Raw genomic sequence first — 18,862 nt, forward strand, 5'->3', positions numbered from 1 at the left:
ACCGGGCCGGCCACCGGACCGGCCCACCGGACCGACCCCGAGGAGGCACACCGCCCATGACCGGCATCGCGGTGCTCGGCAGCACCAACATGGACCTTGTCGCATACGTCGCACGGGCCCCGCGGCGTGGAGAGACCGTCACGGGACGGGAGTTCCGCACCATCCCCGGCGGCAAGGGCGCCAACCAGGCCGTCGCGGCCGCCCGCGCGGGCGGCGACGTGACGATGATCGGCGCGGTCGGCAACGACCCGTACGGCCCTCTGCTCCGCAGCGGACTGGAGCACGCGGGCGTCGACACCGATCTGCTGCACACCGCCGAAGGACCCAGCGGCACCGCGCACATCGTCGTCGACGACCTGGGCGGCAACTCCATCGTGGTGATCCCCGGCGCCAACGGCACCATCACCGAGCTCGGCCACGGTGAGAGAGCCGCGATCGCCGCCGCCGAGCTGCTGCTCATCCAGCTGGAGCTGCCGCTGTCCGTCGTGACGGACGGGGCGCGGGTCGCCCGCGCCCACGGCGTGCGCACCCTGCTCACCCCCTCCCCCGTAAGGCCGCTCCCCTCCGAACTCCTGGACTGCGTCGACCTGTTGCTCCCCAACGAGCACGAGGCGTCCGCCCTGACCGGCGTCACCGACCCGCACGCGGCGGCCCAGATCCTGCTCGGCCGGGTCCCCGAGGTCGTCGTCACCCTGGGCGCGAAGGGCTGTCTGTACGCGGCCCGGGACGGCGAACCCGTCCTCCTCCCCGCCCCCGAGGTCACCGTCGTCGACACCACGGGTGCCGGGGACACCTTCGTCGGCACCCTGGCCGTGGCGCTCGGCGAACGACGGCCCGTGTCCGAGGCACTGGCCTGGGCGACGTCCGCCGCCGCGCTGTGCGTGCAGCGGCCGGGGGCGTCGGCCTCCATGCCGTACCGCAGCGAGATCGACGCCGCGTGAACGCGCCCGCGCAGGCACCCCTGACCGGTCTGCGGGTCGTCGACCTCGCCACGCTCTTCGCGGGTCCGCTCGCCGCCACCATGCTCGGGGACTTCGGCGCCGAGGTGATCAAGGTGGAGCACCCGCGCAGGCCCGACCCCTCGCGCGGGCACGGCCTCTCGAAGAACGGTGTCGGCCTGTGGTGGAAGATCCTCGGCCGCAACAAGCGCAATCTGACCCTCGACCTCTCCGCCCCCGCCGGGCGCGACCTCCTCCTCCGGCTGGCCGCAGGCACCGACGTGATCATCGAGAACTTCCGGCCCGGGACGCTGGAGCGCTGGGGCCTGGGCCCGGCCGAGCTGCACGCCGCCAACCCCCGGCTGGTACTGACCAGGGTCACCGGCTTCGGCCAGTTCGGCCCGTACGCGCACCGGCCCGGCTTCGGCACCCTGGCGGAGGCGATGAGCGGGTTCGCCGCGATCACCGGGGAACCGGACTCCCCGCCCACGCTGCCGCCGTTCGGACTCGCCGACTCGATCGCGGCGCTCGCCACCGCGTACGCCGTGATGACCGCGCTCGCCGGCCGCGACCGGACCGGCGAGGGGCAGGTCGTCGACATGGCGATCATCGAGCCGATCCTGACCGTGCTCGGCCCGCAGCCCCTCTGGTACGACCAGCTCGGCCACGTCCAGCCGCGCACCGGCAACCGCTCCCGCAACAACGCCCCGCGCAACACGTACCGCACCACGGACGGCCAGTGGGTCGCGGTCTCCACCTCCGCGCAGTCGGTCGCGGAACGGGTCATGCGACTGGTCGGCCGGCCGGAGCTGATCGACGAGCCCTGGTTCGGCTCCGGCACCACCCGCGCCGACCACGCCGACGAGCTCGACGAGGCGGTCGGCGACTGGATCGCCCGGCACACCCGCGCCGAGGCGCTCCGCGCGTTCGAGAAGGCGGAGGCGGCGATCGCGCCCGTGTACGACATCCGCGACGTGATGGAGGACCCCCAGTACCGGGCACTGGGCTCCATCGCCGAGGTCGACGACCCGGAGCTGGGACCGCTGCGGATGCAGAACGTCCTGTTCCGCCTGTCCGGGACACCCGGCGCGATCCGCTGGGCGGGACGGCCGCACGGCGCGGACACCGACGAGATCCTCACCGGGCTCGGCCTGTCGGCCCCGGAGATCGCCGCGCTGCGGGCGGAGCACGTCCTGTGACGGCGGCGGTCCCACTCACCCTGCTCTACGTCCCCGGCGACCGGCCGGAGGTGGTGCGCAAGGCGCGCGGCGCGGGCGCGGACGTGGTGATCGTCGACCTGGAGGACGCGGTCGCCCCCGACCGCAAGGAGTACGCCCGGTCGGCCACCGCCGAACTGCTGTCCGAGGCGTCCGACGACACCGCCGTGCCGCTCCACGTCCGGGTCCACGCCGAGGCGGACGTGCGCGCCCTGGCCGGTCTGCCGGGTCTCACCGAGCTCCGGCTGCCCAAGATCACGCACGCGGCCACCGTCCACCGCCTCGCGGCCGTGGCCCCGGGGGTGGCGTTGTGCCCGCTGCTGGAATCGGCCCTCGGCATCGAGCACGCGTACACGATCGCCACCGCCCATCCCCAGGTGCGCTCCGTCGCCCTGGGCGAGGCCGACCTCCGGGCCGATCTGGGGGTACGGGACGACTCCGGGCTCGACTGGTCGCGCAGCCGGGTCGTGGTCGCCGCCCGCGCGGCCGGGCTCGCTCCCCCCACCCAGTCGGTGTTCCCCGACGTGCGCGACCTGGACGGGCTGCGCGCGTCCTGCGCACACGGCCGGTCCCTGGGCTTCCTGGGCCGGGCGGCGATCCACCCCCGCCAGCTCCCCGTCATCGAGCGGGCGTTCCGGCCCACGGCCCAGGAGGTCGAGGCGGCGGAGGAGATCGTGGCGGCGGTGGTGACGGAGCAGGGCGCACTCGCCCTGCCGGACGGCCGGTTCGTCGACGCGGCCGTGGTGGCCTCGGCCCGCCGCACCCTCGCCCTGGCACACCGGGCGCGCTGACGGGCCGCGTCCATGCCCTGGGCAGGCCGGCTGCGATCACCGCCCCGGCCGGCTCGCCGGCGAGCCGGCCGGGGCGGTGATCGCAGCCGCCTTCCCCCGCGGGCCCGGGCTTCGGAACCGGTGCCGACAAGCCTGGTGCACGCCGTGGGTGTGCACACCCCACGTAACCTCTCTTACGTGCCAGCCTCCCGCCTGTATCGCGTCGCCGTCCTCGTGCTCGAAGGTGCGAAGCCGCTCGATGTCGGAATTCCCGCGCAGGTCTTCGCGACCCGCGCGAGCATGCCGTACGAGGTGCGGGTGTGCGGGGCGGCACCCGGTCCCGTGACCGGCGGCGACGGCCTGTCGTACGGTGTCGCCCACGGCCTCGACGCACTTGCGTGGGCCGACATCGTCTTCGTCCCCGGCTACCGGTTCCCGGACCGCGACGCCCCCCCGCGGGCCGTCCTCGACGCACTGGTCGCCGCCCATGCCCGGGGCGCCCGGCTCGCCGCCATCTCGACGGGCGCCTTCGCGCTCGCCGCCACGGGCCTGCTCGACGGCAGGCGCGCCACGACGCACTGGCACTACACGCGGGCACTGGTGACACGGCATCCGCTCGTTCAGGTCGACGAGAACGTTCTGTTCGTCGACGAGGGCAGCGTCCTGACGTCGGCCGGCGCCGCCTCGGGCATCGACCTGTGCCTGCACATCCTGCGCGGCGACCTCGGAGTGGCCGCGTCGAACCATGCGGCCCGACGCCTCGTCGCAGCCCCCTACCGCAGCGGCGGTCAGGCACAGTACGTGCCACGCAGCGTGCCCGAGCCACTCGGCGAGCGCTTCGCCGCCACCCGCGAGTGGGCGCTGCACCGGCTCGACCAGCCCCTCACCCTCGAAGCACTCGCCCGGCAGGCGGCGGTGTCGCCGCGCACGTTCTCGCGGCGCTTCGTCGAGGACACGGGATACACACCGATGCAGTGGGTCATGCGGGCCCGCGTCGACCTGGCCCGCGAACTGCTCGAACGTTCGGAGCGGAGCGTCGAGCAGATCGCCACCGACGTCGGTCTCGGCACCGGTGCCAACCTGCGGTTGCACTTCCAGCGGATCCTCGGCACGACGCCGAGCGAGTACCGGCGCACCTTCACACAGGGGGAGTAACCCGCTGCCACCTGGCGAGATGCTTTTGAACCGTGGCGATCATGCCGCTGTCGCGGGCGGACGAAGCAGGCGACATTGATGGCGAACCGAAGGGACACCATTCATGACTCGCATCGCCATCAACGGATTCGGCCGCATCGGACGCAACGTGCTGCGCGCACTGCTGGAGCGCGACAGCGACTTCGAGGTCGTCGCCGTCAACGACCTCACGGAGCCCACCGCGCTCGCCCGGCTGCTGGCCTACGACTCGACGTCCGGCCGCCTCGGCCGCCCGGTGAGCGTCGACGGGGACGTCCTCGTCGTGGACGGCCGCCGCATCAAGGTGCTGGCCGAGCGCGAGCCGTCGCAGCTGCCGTGGGCGGAGCTCGGCGTGGACATCGTCCTGGAGGCCACCGGCCGCTTCACCTCGGCGAAGGCCGCCCGCGGCCACCTCGACGCGGGTGCGAAGAAGGTCCTGGTCAGCGCCCCGTCGGACGGTGCGGACGTGACGCTCGCGTACGGCGTCAACACCGACGCGTACGACCCTGACGTGCACACCATCGTCTCGAACGCCTCCTGCACCACCAACGCGCTCGCGCCGCTGGCCGCGGTGCTCGACGAGCTCGCCGGCATCGAGCACGGCTTCATGACGACGGTGCACGCCTACACGCAGGAGCAGAACCTGCAGGACGGCCCCCACCGCGACCCCCGCCGCGCCCGCGCCGCCGGGGTCAACATCGTGCCGACCACCACGGGCGCCGCCAAGGCGATCGGCCTCGTGCTGCCGAGCCTCGACGGCAAGCTGTCGGGCGACTCGATCCGTGTGCCGGTCCCGGTGGGCTCGATCGTCGAACTCAACACGACCGTCGCCCGCGACGTGACGCGCGACGAGGTGCTGGCCGCGTACCGCGCCGCCGCCGAGGGTCCTCTCGCCGGCGTACTGGAGTACTCGGAAGACCCGCTCGTGTCGTCCGACATCACGGGCAACCCGGCTTCGTCGATCTTCGACTCAGCCCTCACCCGGGTAGACGGACGCCACGTCAAGGTGGTCGCCTGGTACGACAACGAATGGGGCTTCTCGAACCGCGTGATCGATACGCTCGAACTCCTCGCCACCCGCTGACCTGCCACCTCCGGCGACCGCCCCGCCCGGCCGCCTCCCATGAGCGCTTCAGTCGGCCAGTCGGGCCGACTGAAGCGCTCCTTGCCTTGTCGGCGGATTGATTCCGGCCCTTCCGGCCGCACTCCCGCCACCGCGGCGCCGAGCGTTCCCGGCCACGCCGCCCCGGGGCACCGGCGCTCGTCCCGCTGAGCATCGCAGCAGGCAGACGGCGCCCAGGCCCACGCCCCCGCTCCCGGGACCCCGGTGTACCGGGCTCATGATGCGAAGGCTCCGCGGCCATCGACCAAACAAATCCTTGACTGCTCAAGAACCCGCTGAGCTTGAGCAGTCAAGGAGGTGTCGATGAGTGATGCCCTGGACGCGACTCTGCGTCTTGCGAGGGCCCGGAGGGCCCTGGTGAAGCGGTTCGACGCGACTCTGGGAGGGCTGCACGGCGTGAGCCTGGCCGACTTCACGATGCTGCTGCGCCTCGGCCAGGTCCCCCAACAACCGGATGCGCCGGGGGGGACCTGGCCGAGGCGCTGGGGCCGACCACCTCCGGGGTGCCCCGGGGACTGGCGCCGCTGGAGCGGATCGGGCTGGTGACGCGCGAGACCGACGCCCGGGACGGCCGGGTGGCCTACGCCGCGCCGACCGGCACCGGCCGCGCGCGCCTGACGGAGATGGTCGCCGCAGCCGAACAGGTCGCCGCCGAGATCTTCGCCGTGCCCCCGTGGAGCAAGGAGGACATCGGCCGACTGCCCACCCTGCCGACCCGCCTCGGCGGCACCGGCCTCCCCGGCCACGGCGCGGCCCCCGACCCCCGCCCCGCGCTCCCCGCTGCCGCGCACAAGGCTCAGGCCTTCTCGGCCGCCTCCGCGGCGGCGTTCTTCTCCGACGGCTTCGTGTCGGACGCGGCCACGGTGTCCGAGCCGCCCGCCGTGCCCGGGGCGTCACCGTCCTCGACGCCCTCGGCGTCCTCGGTGTCCTTGACGTTCTTGCCGTCCGTCGCGTCCTTCGCGGCGTCGGCGTCCTGCGCCGCCTCCTCGGCCACCGCCGGCTCCACGATCTCCTCGCGGCCCGGTCGCAGCTTCGCCGAGAGCACCATGTAGACCACCGCCAGCACGAACACGATCAGCGCGGTCCACACGTTCAGGCGCAGGCCCAGGATGTGGTGGGCCTCGTCGACCCGCATGTACTCGATCCAGGCGCGCCCCGCGCAGTACGCGGCGACGTACAGCGCGAACGCCCGGCCGTGTCCGAGCCGGAACCGGCGGTCCGCCCAGATCACCAGCAGGGCGACGCCGATGCACCACAACGACTCGTACAGGAACGTCGGGTGGTACGTGCCGGCGACGCGGTTGGGGCCCTCGCTGATCTCCAGCGCCCACGGCAGATCGGTCGGCTTGCCGTACAGCTCCTGGTTGAACCAGTTGCCCCAGCGGCCGCAGGCCTGGGCCAGGACGATGCCGGGAGCGAGCGCGTCGGCCAGGGCCGGCAGCGGGATGCCGCGGCGGCGGCAGCCGATCCAGGCGCCGACGGCACCGAGCGCGATCGCGCCCCAGATGCCGAGGCCGCCCTCCCAGATCTTGAAGGCGTCGACCCAGTTCTCGCCCTCGCCGAAGTACAGCTGGTAGTCGGTGATGACGTGATAGAGCCGGCCGCCGACGAGGCCGAAGGGCACGGCCCAGACGGCGATGTCGGCAACGGTGCCGGGTCTGCCGCCCCGGGCGACCCAGCGCTTGTTGCCGAGCCAGACGGCGAGGAAGACACCGATGATGATGCAGAACGCGTAGCCGCGGAGCGGGATCGGGCCGAGATAGATCACGCCGGTCGACGGGCTGGGAATGAAGGCAAGGTCCATGGCAGGGTCGACGCTACCTTGCCGGGTGGGGCCCGGGGCAAGCCAATCGGCAACGTCTGCGTAACAGGCGCGTCGTCCCGCGCCTCGCGGCCCACGCCTCCCCCCGCCCGTTTCCCGCGTCCCACGCCCTCCCGGCTCACGTCCTCGCGACCCGTTTCCCCGGCCCGGGAGGCGGCTCTCCGCAGGCCCGGGAAGGCGAGGCGCTCCCCGGGCCGTCGGCGCGCAGCGGTCAGGAACCCGACGGAGCGGGCGGTGCCACGGCCGGCGGGGGCGCGGCCGGCCGGGTCGTGGCGGACGCGCCCGCGGCGGGCGTCGGTGAGGCGGGCGTCGGTGCGACGGACGCGGGGGCGGACGTGCGGGACTCGGACGCGCCGGAGGCCGGCGTGCCGGAGGCGGGGGCGCCGGACGCGGGCGTGGGTGTGCCCGTGGCGGGCTTCCTGCCCTTCTCGGCCTCGGCGACCCACTTCTTCAGGTTCGCCACGGTGATCGGTTCGTTCCCCTTCTTCGGGAAGATCGGTTCGCCGTCGAGCAGCACGGTCGGCGTGCCGTTGAATCCGCTTTTCTGGAACGCCGCGTTGGACTTCTGGACCCAGCTGTCGTGCTTCCCGTCGTTCACACAGCTGCGGAAGGCCGGGGTGTCGAGGCCCGGGACCTTGCCCGCGAGATCGATCAGCTTGTCGTTGTCGGCGAAGGCGTCGACGGACTCCTGCGGCTGGTTGCGGTAGAGGATGTCGTGGTAGGCGGAGAACTTGCCGACGTCCTGCGCGCAGGCCGCCGCGTTGGCCGACCGCAGCGATCCCGAGCCGCCGAGGTTGCCGTCGATGATCGTGGCCAGGTGGTACTCGGTCCTGATCCGGCCGGCCTGCTCCAGCTCGTGGAAGGTGTCCCGGAAGGCGTTCTCGAACTGGGCGCAGACCGGGCAGCGGAAGTCCTCCCAGATGGTGAGCGTGGACGGGGCGTCGTCCGGGCCGGACCGGATGGCCAGGCCGTCCTTGCCGGTGGCGCCGGACGGTGCGACGAGGGGACCCGCCGCCTTCTCCTTCTCCTTCTTGCCGCCGCTGTTCGCGGCGATCACACCGACGACGGCGGCCAGCCCCAGCACCCCCGCCACGGCGCCGCCGACGATCATCGACCGCCTGCGGCGCTCGCGGGCCTTCTCGCGCTCGCGCTGCTGGACGAGCCGGTCTCGCGCGGCCCTTTTTCCCTGTTCGTTCTTCTCGCTCACACTCGCAGCAACGAACCGGGGAGGCACACGCGAGCCTCCCCGGTCCAGGTCCACCCGTTCGGATGACTCCCGATGCGGGTCGTCCGGGTGGGTTGTCCGGCCTCAGATCTCGCGGCCGGATCGTCTCAGCGCTTTCGGACGCCCTCGGCGAGTTCACCCGCCAGAGTGCGGACCGCGGCCAGGCCGGCCTCCTCGTCGGGTGCGTCGAGCATCCCCTTGACGAAGGCGGAACCGACGATCACCCCGTCCGCGAAGCCCGCGACCTCGGCGGCCTGCCGGGCGTTCGAGACTCCGAGGCCGACGCAGACCGGGAGGGACGTGGTGGCGCGGGTGCGCTCGACCAGGTCCTGGGCCTGCTCGCCGACGGACTCGCGGGTGCCGGTGACGCCCATCAGCGAGGCCGCGTAGACGAAGCCGGAACCGGCCGCCGTGATGGTGGCCAGTCGCTCGTCCTTGCTGCTGGGGGCAACCACGAAGACGGTCGCCAGACCGCGCTTGTCGGCATGCTCGCGCCACAGCGCGGACTCCTGGACCGGCAGGTCGGGCAGGATGCACCCGGCGCCGCCCGCCTCGGCGAGTTCGGCGGTGAAGCGCTCGACGCCGTACCGGTCGATCGGGTTCCAGTACGTCATGACGAGGATCGGGGCGCCGGTCGCCTCGTGCGCCTCGCGGACCGTGCGCATCACGTCCGCGATCCTGACGCCGCCGCGCAGGGCGATGTCGTCGGCGGTCTGGATGACCGGGCCGTCGAGGACCGGGTCGCTGTGCGGCAACCCCACCTCGACGATGTCCGCGCCGCCCGCCACGACCTCCTTCACCGCGGCGATCGCGCCGTCGACGGTCGGGAAGCCCGCCGGGAGGTACGCGATGAGCGCCGCCCTGTTCTCGGCCTTCGCCCGCGCGAGGGTGGAACTCAGCAACTCGACATTGCCGCTCACTTGGTGACCTCCTCTTCCCCGTCGGCCGCATCGGCCTCGACGACCCCGTCGGTCTCGTCGTACAGCCCGAAGTAGCGGGCCGCCGTGTCCATGTCCTTGTCGCCGCGGCCGGACAGGTTGACCACGAGCAGTCCGTCCTTGCCGAGTTCCTTCCCGACCTCCAGGGCCCCGGCCAGCGCGTGGGCGCTCTCGATCGCCGGGATGATCCCCTCGGTGCGGGAGAGGAGACGCAGCGCCTGCATGGCGGCGTCGTCGGTGACCGCGCGGTACTCGCCACGGCCGGTGTCCTTCAGGTACGCGTGCTCCGGGCCGATGCCCGGGTAGTCCAGACCGGCCGAGATGGAGTACGGCTCGGTGATCTGGCCCTCGTCGTCCTGGAGGACGTAGCTGCGCGAGCCGTGCAGGATGCCGGGCTCGCCCGCGGTCAGGGTCGCCGCGTGCTCCCCGGTCTCCACGCCGTGCCCGGCGGGCTCGCAGCCGATCAGCCGCACGCGGGCGTCCGGGATGAAGGCGTGGAAGAGGCCGATGGCGTTGGAGCCGCCGCCGACGCAGGCGATCGCGGCGTCCGGCAGCCGGCCGGTGTGCTCCAGGATCTGGCGGCGCGCCTCGACGCCGATGACCCGGTGGAAGTCGCGGACCATGGCGGGGAAGGGGTGCGGTCCGGCGACGGTACCGAAGAGGTAGTGCGTGTGGTCCACGTTGGCGACCCAGTCGCGGAACGCCTCGTTGATGGCGTCCTTGAGCGTCCGGGAGCCGGACTTCACGGCGATGACTTCGGCGCCGAGCATCCGCATCCGCGCCACGTTCAGCGCCTGGCGCTGCGTGTCGATCTCGCCCATGTAGATGGTGCAGTCGAGTCCGAAGAGCGCGCAGGCGGTGGCGGTGGCGACGCCGTGCTGGCCGGCCCCGGTCTCGGCGATGACCCGGGTCTTGCCCATGCGCCGGGTGAGCAGCGCCTGGCCCAGCACGTTGTTGATCTTGTGCGAGCCGGTGTGGTTCAGGTCCTCGCGCTTGAGGAAGATGCGGGCCCCGCCCGCGTGCTCGGCAAAGCGCCGGACCTCGGTCAGCGCGCTGGGGCGGCCGGTGTAGTCGGCCATCAGCGCGTTCAGTTCGGTGGCGAAGGAGGGATCGGCCTTCGCCTTGTCGTACTCGACGGCGACCTCGTCCACGGCGGCGACGAGCGCCTCCGGGATGAACATGCCGCCGAACGCACCGAAGTACCCCTCGGCGCTGGGGATCAGACCCTCCGGGTCCGGGATGAAGAAGTCAGATGACATCCGACGTGCTCCTCGACATCGCAACAGGTGGGTTCACCGTATGCGCCGTGAGCGGAGCGCCGCCGCGACCGGGAGCGGTCGGGCGGTGCGGTCATACGTACAGAGGTGGTGCGGGTACGTCGGCCGGGGGCTCGCTACGGCGCGGGCACCGTGCGCCATCGCATGCCGTTGACCTGACCGGGCTCGTCGCCGATCACGTACCGCACCCGCCGGCCGTGCACCCGGCGCGCCGGGGCGCGGCAGCCCCGGTGCCAGAAGGGCGGCGCGCAGCGCCTCGGCTGGGGATGGTCGAGCGGGACGGGCGGGTGGCCGCCGCGCGCCGACGGCGCGTACGGGTGGGCAGCCGTCGCACCGGCCGGGCGCGGGGCCTGCCGGGTGCGGGACGGCTCGGGACGGTCGGCGGTCACGGTCGTGGTCAGCCCCGTCCGTGCCGCAGCGCCGGGTGGGCGCCCGCGGCGACCAGGTCGGCGACGGCGCCCCGGGGGTCGCGGCCGGTGACCAGGGACTCGCCCACGAGCACCGCGTCGGCGCCCGCGTTCGCGTACGCGATCAGGTCGTGCGGGCCCCGGACACCGGACTCCGCGATCTTGACGATGTGGTCCGGGATCTCGGGGCCGACGCGCTCGAAGGTGGAGCGGTCGACCTTGAGGTCCTTCAGGTTGCGCGCGTTGACACCGATCACCTTCGCCCCGGCGTCCACGGCACGCTCGACCTCCTCCTCGTCGTGCACCTCGACGAGCGGGGTGAGGCCGATGGACTCGGCCCGCTCGATCAGGGAGACCAGGGCCTCCTGGTCGAGGGCGGCGACGATCAGCAGGGCGAGGTCGGCGCCGTAGGCGCGGGCCTCCCAGAGCTGGTACGAGGTGACGATGAAGTCCTTGCGCAGGATCGGGATGTCGACCTTGGCGCGGACGGCCTCCAGGTCGGCGAGCGAACCGCCGAACCGGCGCTCCTCGGTGAGGACCGAGATGACGGACGCGCCGCCCGCCTCGTAGTCCGCGGCGAGCGCGGCCGGGTCGGCGATCGCGGCGAGCGCCCCCTTGGAGGGGCTGGAGCGCTTGACCTCGCAGATGACGCTGACGCCCTCGCCGCGCAGTGCGGCGGCCCCGTCCTTGGCCGCGGGAGCGCGCCGCGCGCGTTCCTTCAGCTCGTCGAGGCCGACACGCGCCTGCCGCTCCGCGAGGTCGGCACGTACGCCGTCGATGATCTCGTCGAGCACACTCACGCGAGCGGCCCCCCTTCCGGGAAGGTGATGAGGGAACAGGATCAGCCATGTCAATGCTATCCGCAGGAGGGCCGAGGCCCGAATCCGGTCGGCGGGCGTCCCACCAGCTGAACGGTCAGGGTGCCAGCGCTGCCCCGAACGGGAGGTTCCGGACGACGGAGAAGACGATCAGCGCGGCCCCGATCCCCCACCAGACGGCAGGCCCTGCGGCGATGCTCATGGGCCTTCCCCGGGCGGCGCGGGCCGTCCAGACCACCCACAGGACGGCGAAGAGCACGTATCCGGCCACGGCGAGGGCGTTGGAGCCGAGGGCGGCGGCGATGTCGCCGTGCGCGAAGGCGTGGGCGCTGCGCAGACCGCCGCAACCCGGGCAGTACAGGCCGGTGAGCCGGAGCAGCGGGCAGACCGGGTAGTGGCCCGGCTCGTTGGGGTCGACGGCACCGACGTAGCCGAAGGCCCCGACGACGGCGGCCATGACGCCCACGGGGACGGCGAGCCGCCGCAGGCGTGCGCCGGGCCCGGGGGCCAGGGCAGGGGCAGGTGCAGGTGCAGGGGAGAGGAACGGCGGCCGTCCGGGCGTCGGCGGGCGGGCGGCGTCGGCGGGTCCGGGGCCGTGCGACGTCGGTGCGGCGGAAGTCGGCGATGCGTCCACCCGGTGATTGTCCCCGCTGAAACGGAAAGGCGCAGCCCGTTCCTGGGCTGCGCCTCGCGTTCGTACGGCTTTCGCGCGCGTCAGGAGATCTGCGCCTGTGCGGCGCGTGCCCGGGCCGCGGCCACCTCCGCCGTCTCCTTCGGCGTACCGAGGCCGGCCATCTTCATCGCGAGGCCGACGATCCCCCCGAGGAGGATGACGCCCATGCTGGCCCAGAACCCGACCGGGTTGGCCGCGACCATGAAGACGCCCCCGGCGCAGAAGCCGAAGAAGGAGATGATGACACCGGTCCAGGCGGCCGGGGTGTGTCCGTGGCTGCTGCCCGCCATGAGTTGCTCCTTGTTGGTGTTGCGCTGTTGGTGTCGCTGTACGCAAAGCTGGTGGCGCTGTGGTGCCGCTGTGCAGAAAGCTCCGCCCCATTGTCCCGTACGTGCGGGTAGGACGTGAGCTGGGGGTCTGGGGCGCGTTTCGGAAGTCCCGTCCGGCCCGCGATGCCTGGCACGGCGCCTCGCCACGTCGTCGGGATCGTCCGTGTACGCCCCGTACGAGGACGTCCCTCCGCCTTGCGAGGCAGAACACCTAGCGCGTCGGGTCCTCGCCCCGGTCCAGGGCCTTCCAGAGGTCCTCGGGCCGGTCCGGGTCCGGGGCCCTGCCCGCGGCCCGGCGCGGGCGGGGTGTGCCGTCCCGCTCGTACCGGCCCGACATGCTGGGCCAGAGCCTGCCGTAGCGCAGGGCGAGCAGCCCGGCGAGGAGGATCAGCAGGCCGCCCGCGGCGGTGACGTAGGGCCACACGGTGTGGGCGAGGGCCTGCACGGTGGCCGAGGTGTCGCCGGTGGTCTGCGCGGCCTTCTCGTTCAGCGCGGAGCTGTCGGAGGCGCCGAGGCTGGCGCTCAGCGCGGCGCCGAGGCCGCTGAGGGCGAGCAGCCCGGCGACGACCAGCCGTCCGCCGCCGCGGACGGCGAAGACGGCGACGAGGGCGGCCAGGCCGACGACGGCGAGGGCCGCCGGGAGGCCGGTGACGTCCTGGCCGTCGGCCGTCAGGGGCAGGGAGCCGCCGACGACGGCCGCCCGGCCCTCGGCCCAGGTCCGGCCGGAGGCGAGCAGGACGACGGTGGCGCCGGCCGCCCCGAGGAGCAGGCCGGCGGCCAGGCTGCGGCGGCTCACCGCGGCGCCGGGGGCGGCCGTGCGGGTACGGGGCTGGGGTACGGGGACAGCACTCACGTACCCCACTATCCCTCACGGCCCGGTCCGCGGCCGGACGCGGGGTCCCCCGCCCGCCGCGGGGGCCGTCACCGCCTCATGCGCCGCCGAGCCGGTTGGCGGTGTGGACGGCCCGGAGCACCGCCGCGGCCTTGTTGCGGCATTCGGTGTCCTCGGCGACCGGGTCGGAGTCGGCGACGACGCCCGCCCCGGCCTGGACGTACGCCGTGCCGTCGCGGAGCAGCGCCGTCCGGATCGCGATGGCGGTGTCGGAGTCCCCGGCGAAGTCGAGGTAGCCCACGCAGCCCCCGTACAGGCCGCGGCGGCTCGGTTCCAGCTCCTCGATGATCTGCATGGCGCGGGGCTTGGGGGCGCCGGAGAGGGTGCCCGCGGGGAAGCAGGCGGTCAGCACGTCGAAGGCGGTGCGGCCCTCGGCGACCCGGCCGGTGACGGTGGAGACGATGTGCATCACGTGCGAGTACCGCTCGATCGACATGAAGTCGACGACCTCGACGGTGCCGGGTTCGCAGACCCGCCCCAGGTCGTTGCGGCCGAGGTCGACGAGCATGAGGTGCTCGGCGCGTTCCTTCGGGTCGGCGAGGAGTTCCTCGGCGAGGGCCTGGTCCTCCTGCGGAGTGGCGCCGCGGTGCCTGGTCCCGGCGATCGGGTGCAGCATGGCCTGTCCGTCCTCGACCTTGACGAGAGCCTCCGGGCTGGAGCCCACGACATCGAAGCCGTCGAACCGGAAGAGGTACATGTACGGGGACGGGTTGGTGGCGCGCAGCACCCGGTAGACGTCCAGCGCGCTCGCCGTGCACGGGGTCTCGAAGCGCTGGGAGGGCACGACCTGGAACGCCTCGCCGGCCCTGATGCGTTCCTTCACGTCCTCGACGGCGTCCTGGTACGACTCGCCGCCCCAGAGGGCGGTGTACGGGGGCAGCTCGGAGGGCGGGAGGACGGCGGGGGCGCTCTCGACGGGACGCGCGAGGTCCCGCTCCATGGCGTCGAGGCGGGCGACGGCGTCCGCGTACGCCTCGTCGACGCCGGTCGCGAGGTCGTTGTGGTTGATCGCGTTGGCGATCAGCAGGACGCTGCCGTCCCGGTGGTCGAGGACGGCCAGGTCCGAGGTGAGCAGCATGGTCAGCTCGGGGAGGCGCAGGTCGTCCGTCGCGCTGTCGCCGATCCGCTCCAGGCGCCGCACGACGTCGTAGCCGAGGTAGCCGACCATGCCTCCGGTGAACGGGGGCAGTCCGGCGTCGGCGACCAGGTCGCGCGGGGTGTGGAGGGTTTCGACGGTGGCGCGCAGGGCCTCCAGCGGATCGCCGTCGACGGGGACGCCGACGGGCGGGGTGCCCAGCCAGTGCGCCCGGCCGTCGCGTGCGGTGAGGGTGGCGGCGCTGCGCACGCCGATGAAGGAGTAGCGCGACCAGGTGCGGCCGTTCTCCGCGGATTCGAGGAGGAAGGTGCCGGTGCGCCCGCCCGCGAGTTTGCGGTAGAGGCCGACCGGGGTGTCGCCGTCCGCGAGGAGCCTGCGGCCGACGGGGATGACGCGCCGTTCGACGGCCAGCTTGCGGAACGTGTCGGGATCCATGGCGCCGAACCCTACTGGGCGAGTGGGAGGACGTCGGCGTCGAAGCAGGTGCGGTCACCGGTGTGGCAGGCGGCGCCCGTCTGGTCGACCTTGACGAGGACGGTGTCGGCGTCGCAGTCGAGGGCGACGGACTTGACCGTCTGGATGTGGCCCGAGGTGTCGCCCTTGACCCAGTACTCGCGGCGGCTGCGGGACCAGTAGGTACAGCGGCCGGTGGTGAGGGTGCGGTGCAGGGCCTCGTCGTCCATCCAGCCGAGCATCAGCACCTCGCCGGTGTCGTACTGCTGGGCGATGGCCGGGAAGAGCCCGTCGGCGCCGCGCTTGAGGCGGGCGGCGATGTCCGGGTCGAGGTTGCTCTGCGGCGTCGGGGTGCCTGGGGCGGGCGCGCTGGTCATGCGCCCATTGTGCCGTGGCCGGGGGCCGGTCCGGGGCGGCGTCCGCTGGGCGGACCGGGCGCGGTGGTCGTACGCTGGCGGGCATGTCGACCCATGCGAAGCGTGAACGACTCCTGCTCGCCGACCTGTTGGAAGCGGCGGGACCGGAGGCCCCGACCCTGTGCCGGGGCTGGACGACCCGGGACCTGGCCGCCCACGTGGTGGTGCGGGAGCGCCGGCCGGACGCGGCGGGAGGTGTGCTGCTTGGCGTCCTGAAGAACCGGCTCGACCGGGTGCAGACGGAGTACGCGGCGAAGCCGTACGAGGAGCTGATCCAGCTGATCCGCACGGGACCGCCGCGGATGTCCCCGTTCGGCCTGAAGCAGATCGACGAGGCGGCCAACACCGTCGAGTTCTACGTCCACGCGGAGGACGTGCGCCGGGCCCAGCCGGACTGGTCGCGGCGCGAGCTGGACCCGGTCTTCGCCGATCTGCTGTGGTCGCGGGCCGAGCGGACGGCCCGGGTGCTGGGCCGCAGGTCCCCTGTGGGGCTGGTGCTGCGCCGCCCGGACGGCCAGACGGTGGTGGCCCACAAGGGCACGCCGGTGGTGACGGTGACCGGCGAGCCGGGCGAGCTGCTGCTGTTCGCGTTCGGCCGCCAGGACGCGGCGGTGGTGGGGCTGGACGGCGGCCAGGAGGCGGTGGCCCGGCTGCGGACGGCGGAGCTGGGGATGTAGGCCCGGGGCCGCCCCGACGGCGTTCGGCGGGAGCCGTCCGCCGTACCGGCCGATGCGCGGCGGGTACGGCGGACGGGGTGCCCGTACGGTCAGCGGACCGGGTGCCCGGCCTCTCTGAGCGCCGCCTTGACCTCGGAGATCCGCAGGTCGCCGAAGTGGAAGACGGACGCGGCGAGCACGGCGTCGGCTCCCGCGGCGATGGCCGGAGCAAAGTCCGCGAGCCGGCCGGCGCCGCCGGAGGCGATGACGGGGACGGTCACGTGCTTGCGCACGGCCGTGATCATCTCGGTGTCGTAGCCGTCCTTGGTGCCGTCGGCGTCCATCGAGTTGAGCAGGATCTCGCCCGCACCCAGCTCGGCGGCCCGGTGCGCCCATTCGACGGCGTCGATGCCGGTGCCCCGGCGCCCGCCGTGCGTGGTCACCTCGAAGCCGCCGGTGGGGGTGCGCCGGGCGTCCACGGAGAGCACCAGGACCTGGCGGCCGAAGCGCTCGGCGATCTCCCGGACGAGGTCGGGGCGGGCGATCGCGGCGGTGTTGACGCCGACCTTGTCCGCGCCGGCCCGCAGCAGCCTGTCGACGTCGTCGGCGGTGCGGACGCCGCCGCCGACCGTGAGCGGGATGAACACCTGTTCGGCGGTGCGCCGCACCACGTCGTAGGTGGTCTCGCGGTCGCCACTGGACGCGGTGATGTCCAGGAAGGTCAGCTCGTCGGCGCCCTCGGCGTCGTACAGCTTCGCCATCTCGACGGGGTCGCCCGCATCGCGCAGGTTCTGGAAGTTGACGCCCTTGACGACCCGGCCGGCGTCCACGTCCAGGCACGGGATGACGCGTACCGCGAGGCTCATCGCGCACCTCCCCGGTACGCCTCGACCTCGACCTCGACGACCAGGCTCGGGTCCACGAGGCCCGCCACGATCAGCATCGAAGCGGCGGGGCGGACGTCGTCGAACAGCTCCTTGTGGGCGCGGCCCACCTCGTCCACGTCCCGGGCGTGGGTGACGTACATCCGGGTGCGGACGACGTCCTCGCGGCCCAGGCCGAGCTGCTTCAGCGCGTCGAAGGCGACCCTGAAGGAGGTGACGGTCTGCTCGTACGGGCCGCCCGCCGAGATCTGCCCGTTCTCCACCGAGGTGCAGCCGGAGACCAGGACGAGGCCGTTCGGCAGCTGGACCGCGCGAGAGTAGCCGAACCTCTCCTCCCAGGGGGCGCCGGAGGAGACGCGGTTGACGGATTCGGTCATTCCGAGACCACCCTCAGTGCTTCTTCGAGGGTGAACGCCTTCGCGTACAGCGCCTTGCCGACGATCGCGCCCTCGACTCCGTCCGGGACGAGCGCGGAGACGGCGCGCAGGTCGTCGAGCGAGGAGACGCCGCCGGAGGCGACGACGGGCTTGTCGGTGGCGGCGCAGACGTTCTTCAGGAGGTCCAGGTTGGGGCCCTGGAGGGTGCCGTCCTTGGCGATGTCGGTGACGACGTAGCGGGCACAGCCTTCGGAGTCGAGGCGGGCGAGCGTCTCGTACAGGTCGCCGCCGTCGCGGGTCCAGCCCCGGCCGCGCAGTGTGGTGCCGCGCACGTCGAGGCCGACAGCGATCTTGTCACCGTGCTCGGCGATGACCTTGGCGACCCACTCGGGGGTCTCCAGGGCTGCGGTGCCGAGGTTGACCCGGGTGCAGCCGGTGGCGAGGGCGGCGGCGAGCGAGGCGTCGTCGCGGATGCCGCCGGAGAGCTCGACCTTGATGTCCATGGAGCGGGCGACCTCCGCGATCCGCTCCCGGTTGTCCCCGGTGCCGAAGGCGGCGTCCAGGTCGACGAGGTGCAGCCATTCCGCGCCCGACCGCTGCCAGGCGAGGGCCGCCTCCAGCGGGTCGCCGTAGGAGGTCTCGGAACCGGACTCGCCGTGGACGAGGCGGACGGCCTGGCCGTCGCGGACGTCGACGGCGGGGAGGAGTTCAAGCTTCGGCATTACAGCGTCTCAATCCAGTTGGTCAGCAGCTGGGCGCCGGCATCGCCGGACTTCTCGGGGTGGAACTGGGTGGCCCACAGGGCGCCGTTCTCCACGGCGGCGACGAACGGCTCGCCGTGGGTGGCCCAGGTGACCCGGGGGGCGCGGATCTTGGGGTTGGTGACCTCCAGGGTCCATTCGTGCACGGCGTAGGAGTGCACGAAGTAGAACCGGGCGTCCGGGTCGAGCCCGGCGAACAGCTGGGAGTCCTCGGGCGCCCGCACGGTGTTCCAGCCCATGTGCGGCACGACCGGGGCCTTCAGCGGGCCGACGGTTCCGGGCCACTCGTCCAGCCCCTCGGCCTCCACGCCGTGCTCGATGCCGCGCTCGAAGAGGATCTGCATCCCGACGCAGATACCCATGACGGGCCGGCCGCCGGCCAGTCTGCGGCCGATGACCCATTCGCCGCGGGCCTTGCGCAGCCCCTCCATGCAGGCGGAGAACGCGCCGACGCCGGGCACCAGCAGTCCGTCGGCGTTCATCGCCGCGTCGTAGTCGCGGGTGATCTCGACGTCCGCGCCGACGTGGGCGAGGGCCCGTTCGGCGGACCGGACGTTGCCGAAGCCGTAGTCGAAGACGACGACCTTCTTCTTCCCGCTCTTCGTGTTGTCGCTCAC

The 18,862-nt window shown here is 73.1% G+C and carries 22 protein-coding genes; 7 read left to right on the forward strand and 15 right to left on the reverse strand.

The window, feature by feature from the left end; genetic code table 11:
* Positions 1–56 precede the first annotated feature (56 nt).
* The 6 genes from rbsK to ACFYXM_RS00700 all read left to right on the forward strand — a co-directional run bounded on the left by rbsK (position 57) and on the right by ACFYXM_RS00700 (position 5,767).
* On the forward strand, positions 57–941 hold the full coding sequence (gene rbsK / locus ACFYXM_RS00675; protein ID WP_389285528.1) for a ribokinase: 885 nt from the start codon (positions 57–59) through the stop codon (positions 939–941).
* Positions 938–2,137, forward strand: coding sequence for a CaiB/BaiF CoA transferase family protein (locus ACFYXM_RS00680; RefSeq protein ID WP_389285530.1), 1,200 nt, complete (start codon positions 938–940; stop codon positions 2,135–2,137). Before rbsK ends, ACFYXM_RS00680 begins: the two co-directional genes overlap by 4 nt.
* The gene (locus ACFYXM_RS00685; protein WP_389285532.1) at positions 2,134–2,946 is read left to right on the forward strand and encodes an HpcH/HpaI aldolase/citrate lyase family protein; all 813 of its coding nucleotides are present in this window, start codon (positions 2,134–2,136) and stop codon (positions 2,944–2,946) included. Before ACFYXM_RS00680 ends, ACFYXM_RS00685 begins: the two co-directional genes overlap by 4 nt.
* Before the next feature lie 177 nt (positions 2,947–3,123).
* Entirely contained in the window at positions 3,124–4,080 is a 957-nt protein-coding gene (locus ACFYXM_RS00690; protein ID WP_389285533.1) for a GlxA family transcriptional regulator, read from the forward strand.
* Positions 4,081–4,183: 103 nt separating this feature from the next.
* Entirely contained in the window at positions 4,184–5,182 is a 999-nt protein-coding gene (gap, locus tag ACFYXM_RS00695; RefSeq protein ID WP_073788756.1) for a type I glyceraldehyde-3-phosphate dehydrogenase, read from the forward strand.
* A 342-nt stretch (positions 5,183–5,524) separates the two neighbouring features.
* On the forward strand, positions 5,525–5,767 hold the full coding sequence (locus ACFYXM_RS00700; RefSeq protein WP_389285535.1) for a hypothetical protein: 243 nt from the start codon (positions 5,525–5,527) through the stop codon (positions 5,765–5,767).
* A 250-nt stretch (positions 5,768–6,017) separates the two neighbouring features.
* Here the strand turns inward: ACFYXM_RS00700 and lgt are convergent, their stop codons facing one another.
* From lgt to hisI, 11 genes are all read right to left on the reverse strand, one after another.
* A complete protein-coding gene (gene lgt, locus ACFYXM_RS00705) occupies positions 6,018–7,025 on the reverse strand; it encodes a prolipoprotein diacylglyceryl transferase (RefSeq protein ID WP_389285536.1) in 1,008 nt (335 codons plus the stop codon).
* A 229-nt stretch (positions 7,026–7,254) separates the two neighbouring features.
* Positions 7,255–8,250 (reverse strand): thioredoxin domain-containing protein, encoded by a 996-nt coding sequence (locus tag ACFYXM_RS00710; protein ID WP_389285537.1) that lies wholly within the window; start codon positions 8,248–8,250, stop codon positions 7,255–7,257.
* 125 nt (positions 8,251–8,375) lie between these two features.
* Positions 8,376–9,188: a tryptophan synthase subunit alpha gene (gene trpA, locus ACFYXM_RS00715; RefSeq protein WP_073788758.1), complete on the reverse strand. Its 813-nt coding sequence runs from the start codon at positions 9,186–9,188 to the stop codon at positions 8,376–8,378.
* Positions 9,185–10,465, reverse strand: coding sequence for a tryptophan synthase subunit beta (trpB, locus tag ACFYXM_RS00720; protein WP_389285539.1), 1,281 nt, complete (start codon positions 10,463–10,465; stop codon positions 9,185–9,187). Before trpB ends, trpA begins: the two co-directional genes overlap by 4 nt.
* 134 nt (positions 10,466–10,599) lie before the next feature.
* Positions 10,600–10,872 carry a tryptophan biosynthesis modulator TrpM gene (trpM, locus tag ACFYXM_RS00725; RefSeq protein ID WP_389285540.1) on the reverse strand — a complete coding sequence of 91 codons (273 nt, stop codon included), beginning with the start codon at positions 10,870–10,872 and terminating at the stop codon, positions 10,600–10,602.
* Positions 10,873–10,880: 8 nt separating this feature from the next.
* A complete protein-coding gene (gene trpC / locus ACFYXM_RS00730) occupies positions 10,881–11,690 on the reverse strand; it encodes an indole-3-glycerol phosphate synthase TrpC (RefSeq protein WP_073788761.1) in 810 nt (269 codons plus the stop codon).
* 115 nt (positions 11,691–11,805) lie between these two features.
* Complete coding sequence (locus ACFYXM_RS00735; RefSeq protein WP_389285542.1) at positions 11,806–12,342, reverse strand: DUF2752 domain-containing protein; 537 nt, start codon at positions 12,340–12,342, stop codon at positions 11,806–11,808.
* An 80-nt stretch (positions 12,343–12,422) separates the two neighbouring features.
* Entirely contained in the window at positions 12,423–12,671 is a 249-nt protein-coding gene (locus ACFYXM_RS00740) for an HGxxPAAW family protein (protein ID WP_389285544.1), read from the reverse strand.
* A gap of 250 nt (positions 12,672–12,921) precedes the next feature.
* The gene (locus ACFYXM_RS00745) at positions 12,922–13,572 is read right to left on the reverse strand and encodes a TIGR02234 family membrane protein (protein ID WP_389285545.1); all 651 of its coding nucleotides are present in this window, start codon (positions 13,570–13,572) and stop codon (positions 12,922–12,924) included.
* A gap of 67 nt (positions 13,573–13,639) precedes the next feature.
* Positions 13,640–15,133 (reverse strand): anthranilate synthase component I, encoded by a 1,494-nt coding sequence (locus ACFYXM_RS00750; RefSeq protein ID WP_389285547.1) that lies wholly within the window; start codon positions 15,131–15,133, stop codon positions 13,640–13,642.
* An 11-nt stretch (positions 15,134–15,144) separates the two neighbouring features.
* Positions 15,145–15,528: a phosphoribosyl-AMP cyclohydrolase gene (gene hisI, locus ACFYXM_RS00755; protein ID WP_351517821.1), complete on the reverse strand. Its 384-nt coding sequence runs from the start codon at positions 15,526–15,528 to the stop codon at positions 15,145–15,147.
* Between the two features lie 83 nt (positions 15,529–15,611).
* On the opposite strand from hisI, the gene ACFYXM_RS00760 reads away from it, so the two are divergent.
* Positions 15,612–16,244 carry a TIGR03085 family metal-binding protein gene (locus ACFYXM_RS00760; protein WP_389285549.1) on the forward strand — a complete coding sequence of 211 codons (633 nt, stop codon included), beginning with the start codon at positions 15,612–15,614 and terminating at the stop codon, positions 16,242–16,244.
* An 89-nt stretch (positions 16,245–16,333) separates the two neighbouring features.
* Here the strand turns inward: ACFYXM_RS00760 and hisF are convergent, their stop codons facing one another.
* From hisF to hisH, 4 genes are read right to left on the reverse strand one after another with little or no spacing between them, the layout of a single operon-like run.
* Positions 16,334–17,089 carry an imidazole glycerol phosphate synthase subunit HisF gene (gene hisF, locus ACFYXM_RS00765; RefSeq protein ID WP_073788768.1) on the reverse strand — a complete coding sequence of 252 codons (756 nt, stop codon included), beginning with the start codon at positions 17,087–17,089 and terminating at the stop codon, positions 16,334–16,336.
* Complete coding sequence (locus ACFYXM_RS00770; RefSeq protein WP_073788769.1) at positions 17,086–17,484, reverse strand: RidA family protein; 399 nt, start codon at positions 17,482–17,484, stop codon at positions 17,086–17,088. Before ACFYXM_RS00770 ends, hisF begins: the two co-directional genes overlap by 4 nt.
* Entirely contained in the window at positions 17,481–18,206 is a 726-nt protein-coding gene (priA, locus tag ACFYXM_RS00775) for a bifunctional 1-(5-phosphoribosyl)-5-((5-phosphoribosylamino)methylideneamino)imidazole-4-carboxamide isomerase/phosphoribosylanthranilate isomerase PriA (protein WP_073788770.1), read from the reverse strand. Before priA ends, ACFYXM_RS00770 begins: the two co-directional genes overlap by 4 nt.
* Complete coding sequence (gene hisH / locus ACFYXM_RS00780; protein WP_389285550.1) at positions 18,206–18,862, reverse strand: imidazole glycerol phosphate synthase subunit HisH; 657 nt, start codon at positions 18,860–18,862, stop codon at positions 18,206–18,208. The genes priA and hisH overlap by 1 nt, the downstream gene beginning before the upstream one ends.

The sequence above is a fragment of the Streptomyces sp. NPDC002476 genome (assembly GCF_042889785.1).
GTDB lineage: Bacteria > Actinomycetota > Actinomycetes > Streptomycetales > Streptomycetaceae > Streptomyces.

What these genes read in the sequence shown, in the direction of transcription:
- ACFYXM_RS00760 (WP_389285549.1), top strand. Translation starts at nt 15,612, where the DNA reads ATGTCGACCCATGCGAAGCGTGAACGACTCCTGCTCGCCGACCTGTTG.
- hisI (WP_351517821.1), bottom strand. Translation starts at nt 15,528, where the DNA reads ATGACCAGCGCGCCCGCCCCAGGCACCCCGACGCCGCAGAGCAACCTC.
- trpB (WP_389285539.1), bottom strand. Translation starts at nt 10,465, where the DNA reads ATGTCATCTGACTTCTTCATCCCGGACCCGGAGGGTCTGATCCCCAGC.
- ACFYXM_RS00770 (WP_073788769.1), bottom strand. Translation starts at nt 17,484, where the DNA reads ATGACCGAATCCGTCAACCGCGTCTCCTCCGGCGCCCCCTGGGAGGAG.
- gap (WP_073788756.1), top strand. Translation starts at nt 4,184, where the DNA reads ATGACTCGCATCGCCATCAACGGATTCGGCCGCATCGGACGCAACGTG.
- ACFYXM_RS00750 (WP_389285547.1), bottom strand. Translation starts at nt 15,133, where the DNA reads ATGGATCCCGACACGTTCCGCAAGCTGGCCGTCGAACGGCGCGTCATC.
- ACFYXM_RS00700 (WP_389285535.1), top strand. Translation starts at nt 5,525, where the DNA reads ATGAGTGATGCCCTGGACGCGACTCTGCGTCTTGCGAGGGCCCGGAGG.
- lgt (WP_389285536.1), bottom strand. Translation starts at nt 7,025, where the DNA reads ATGGACCTTGCCTTCATTCCCAGCCCGTCGACCGGCGTGATCTATCTC.
- rbsK (WP_389285528.1), top strand. Translation starts at nt 57, where the DNA reads ATGACCGGCATCGCGGTGCTCGGCAGCACCAACATGGACCTTGTCGCA.
- hisF (WP_073788768.1), bottom strand. Translation starts at nt 17,089, where the DNA reads ATGAGCCTCGCGGTACGCGTCATCCCGTGCCTGGACGTGGACGCCGGC.
- ACFYXM_RS00740 (WP_389285544.1), bottom strand. Translation starts at nt 12,671, where the DNA reads ATGGCGGGCAGCAGCCACGGACACACCCCGGCCGCCTGGACCGGTGTC.
- priA (WP_073788770.1), bottom strand. Translation starts at nt 18,206, where the DNA reads ATGCCGAAGCTTGAACTCCTCCCCGCCGTCGACGTCCGCGACGGCCAG.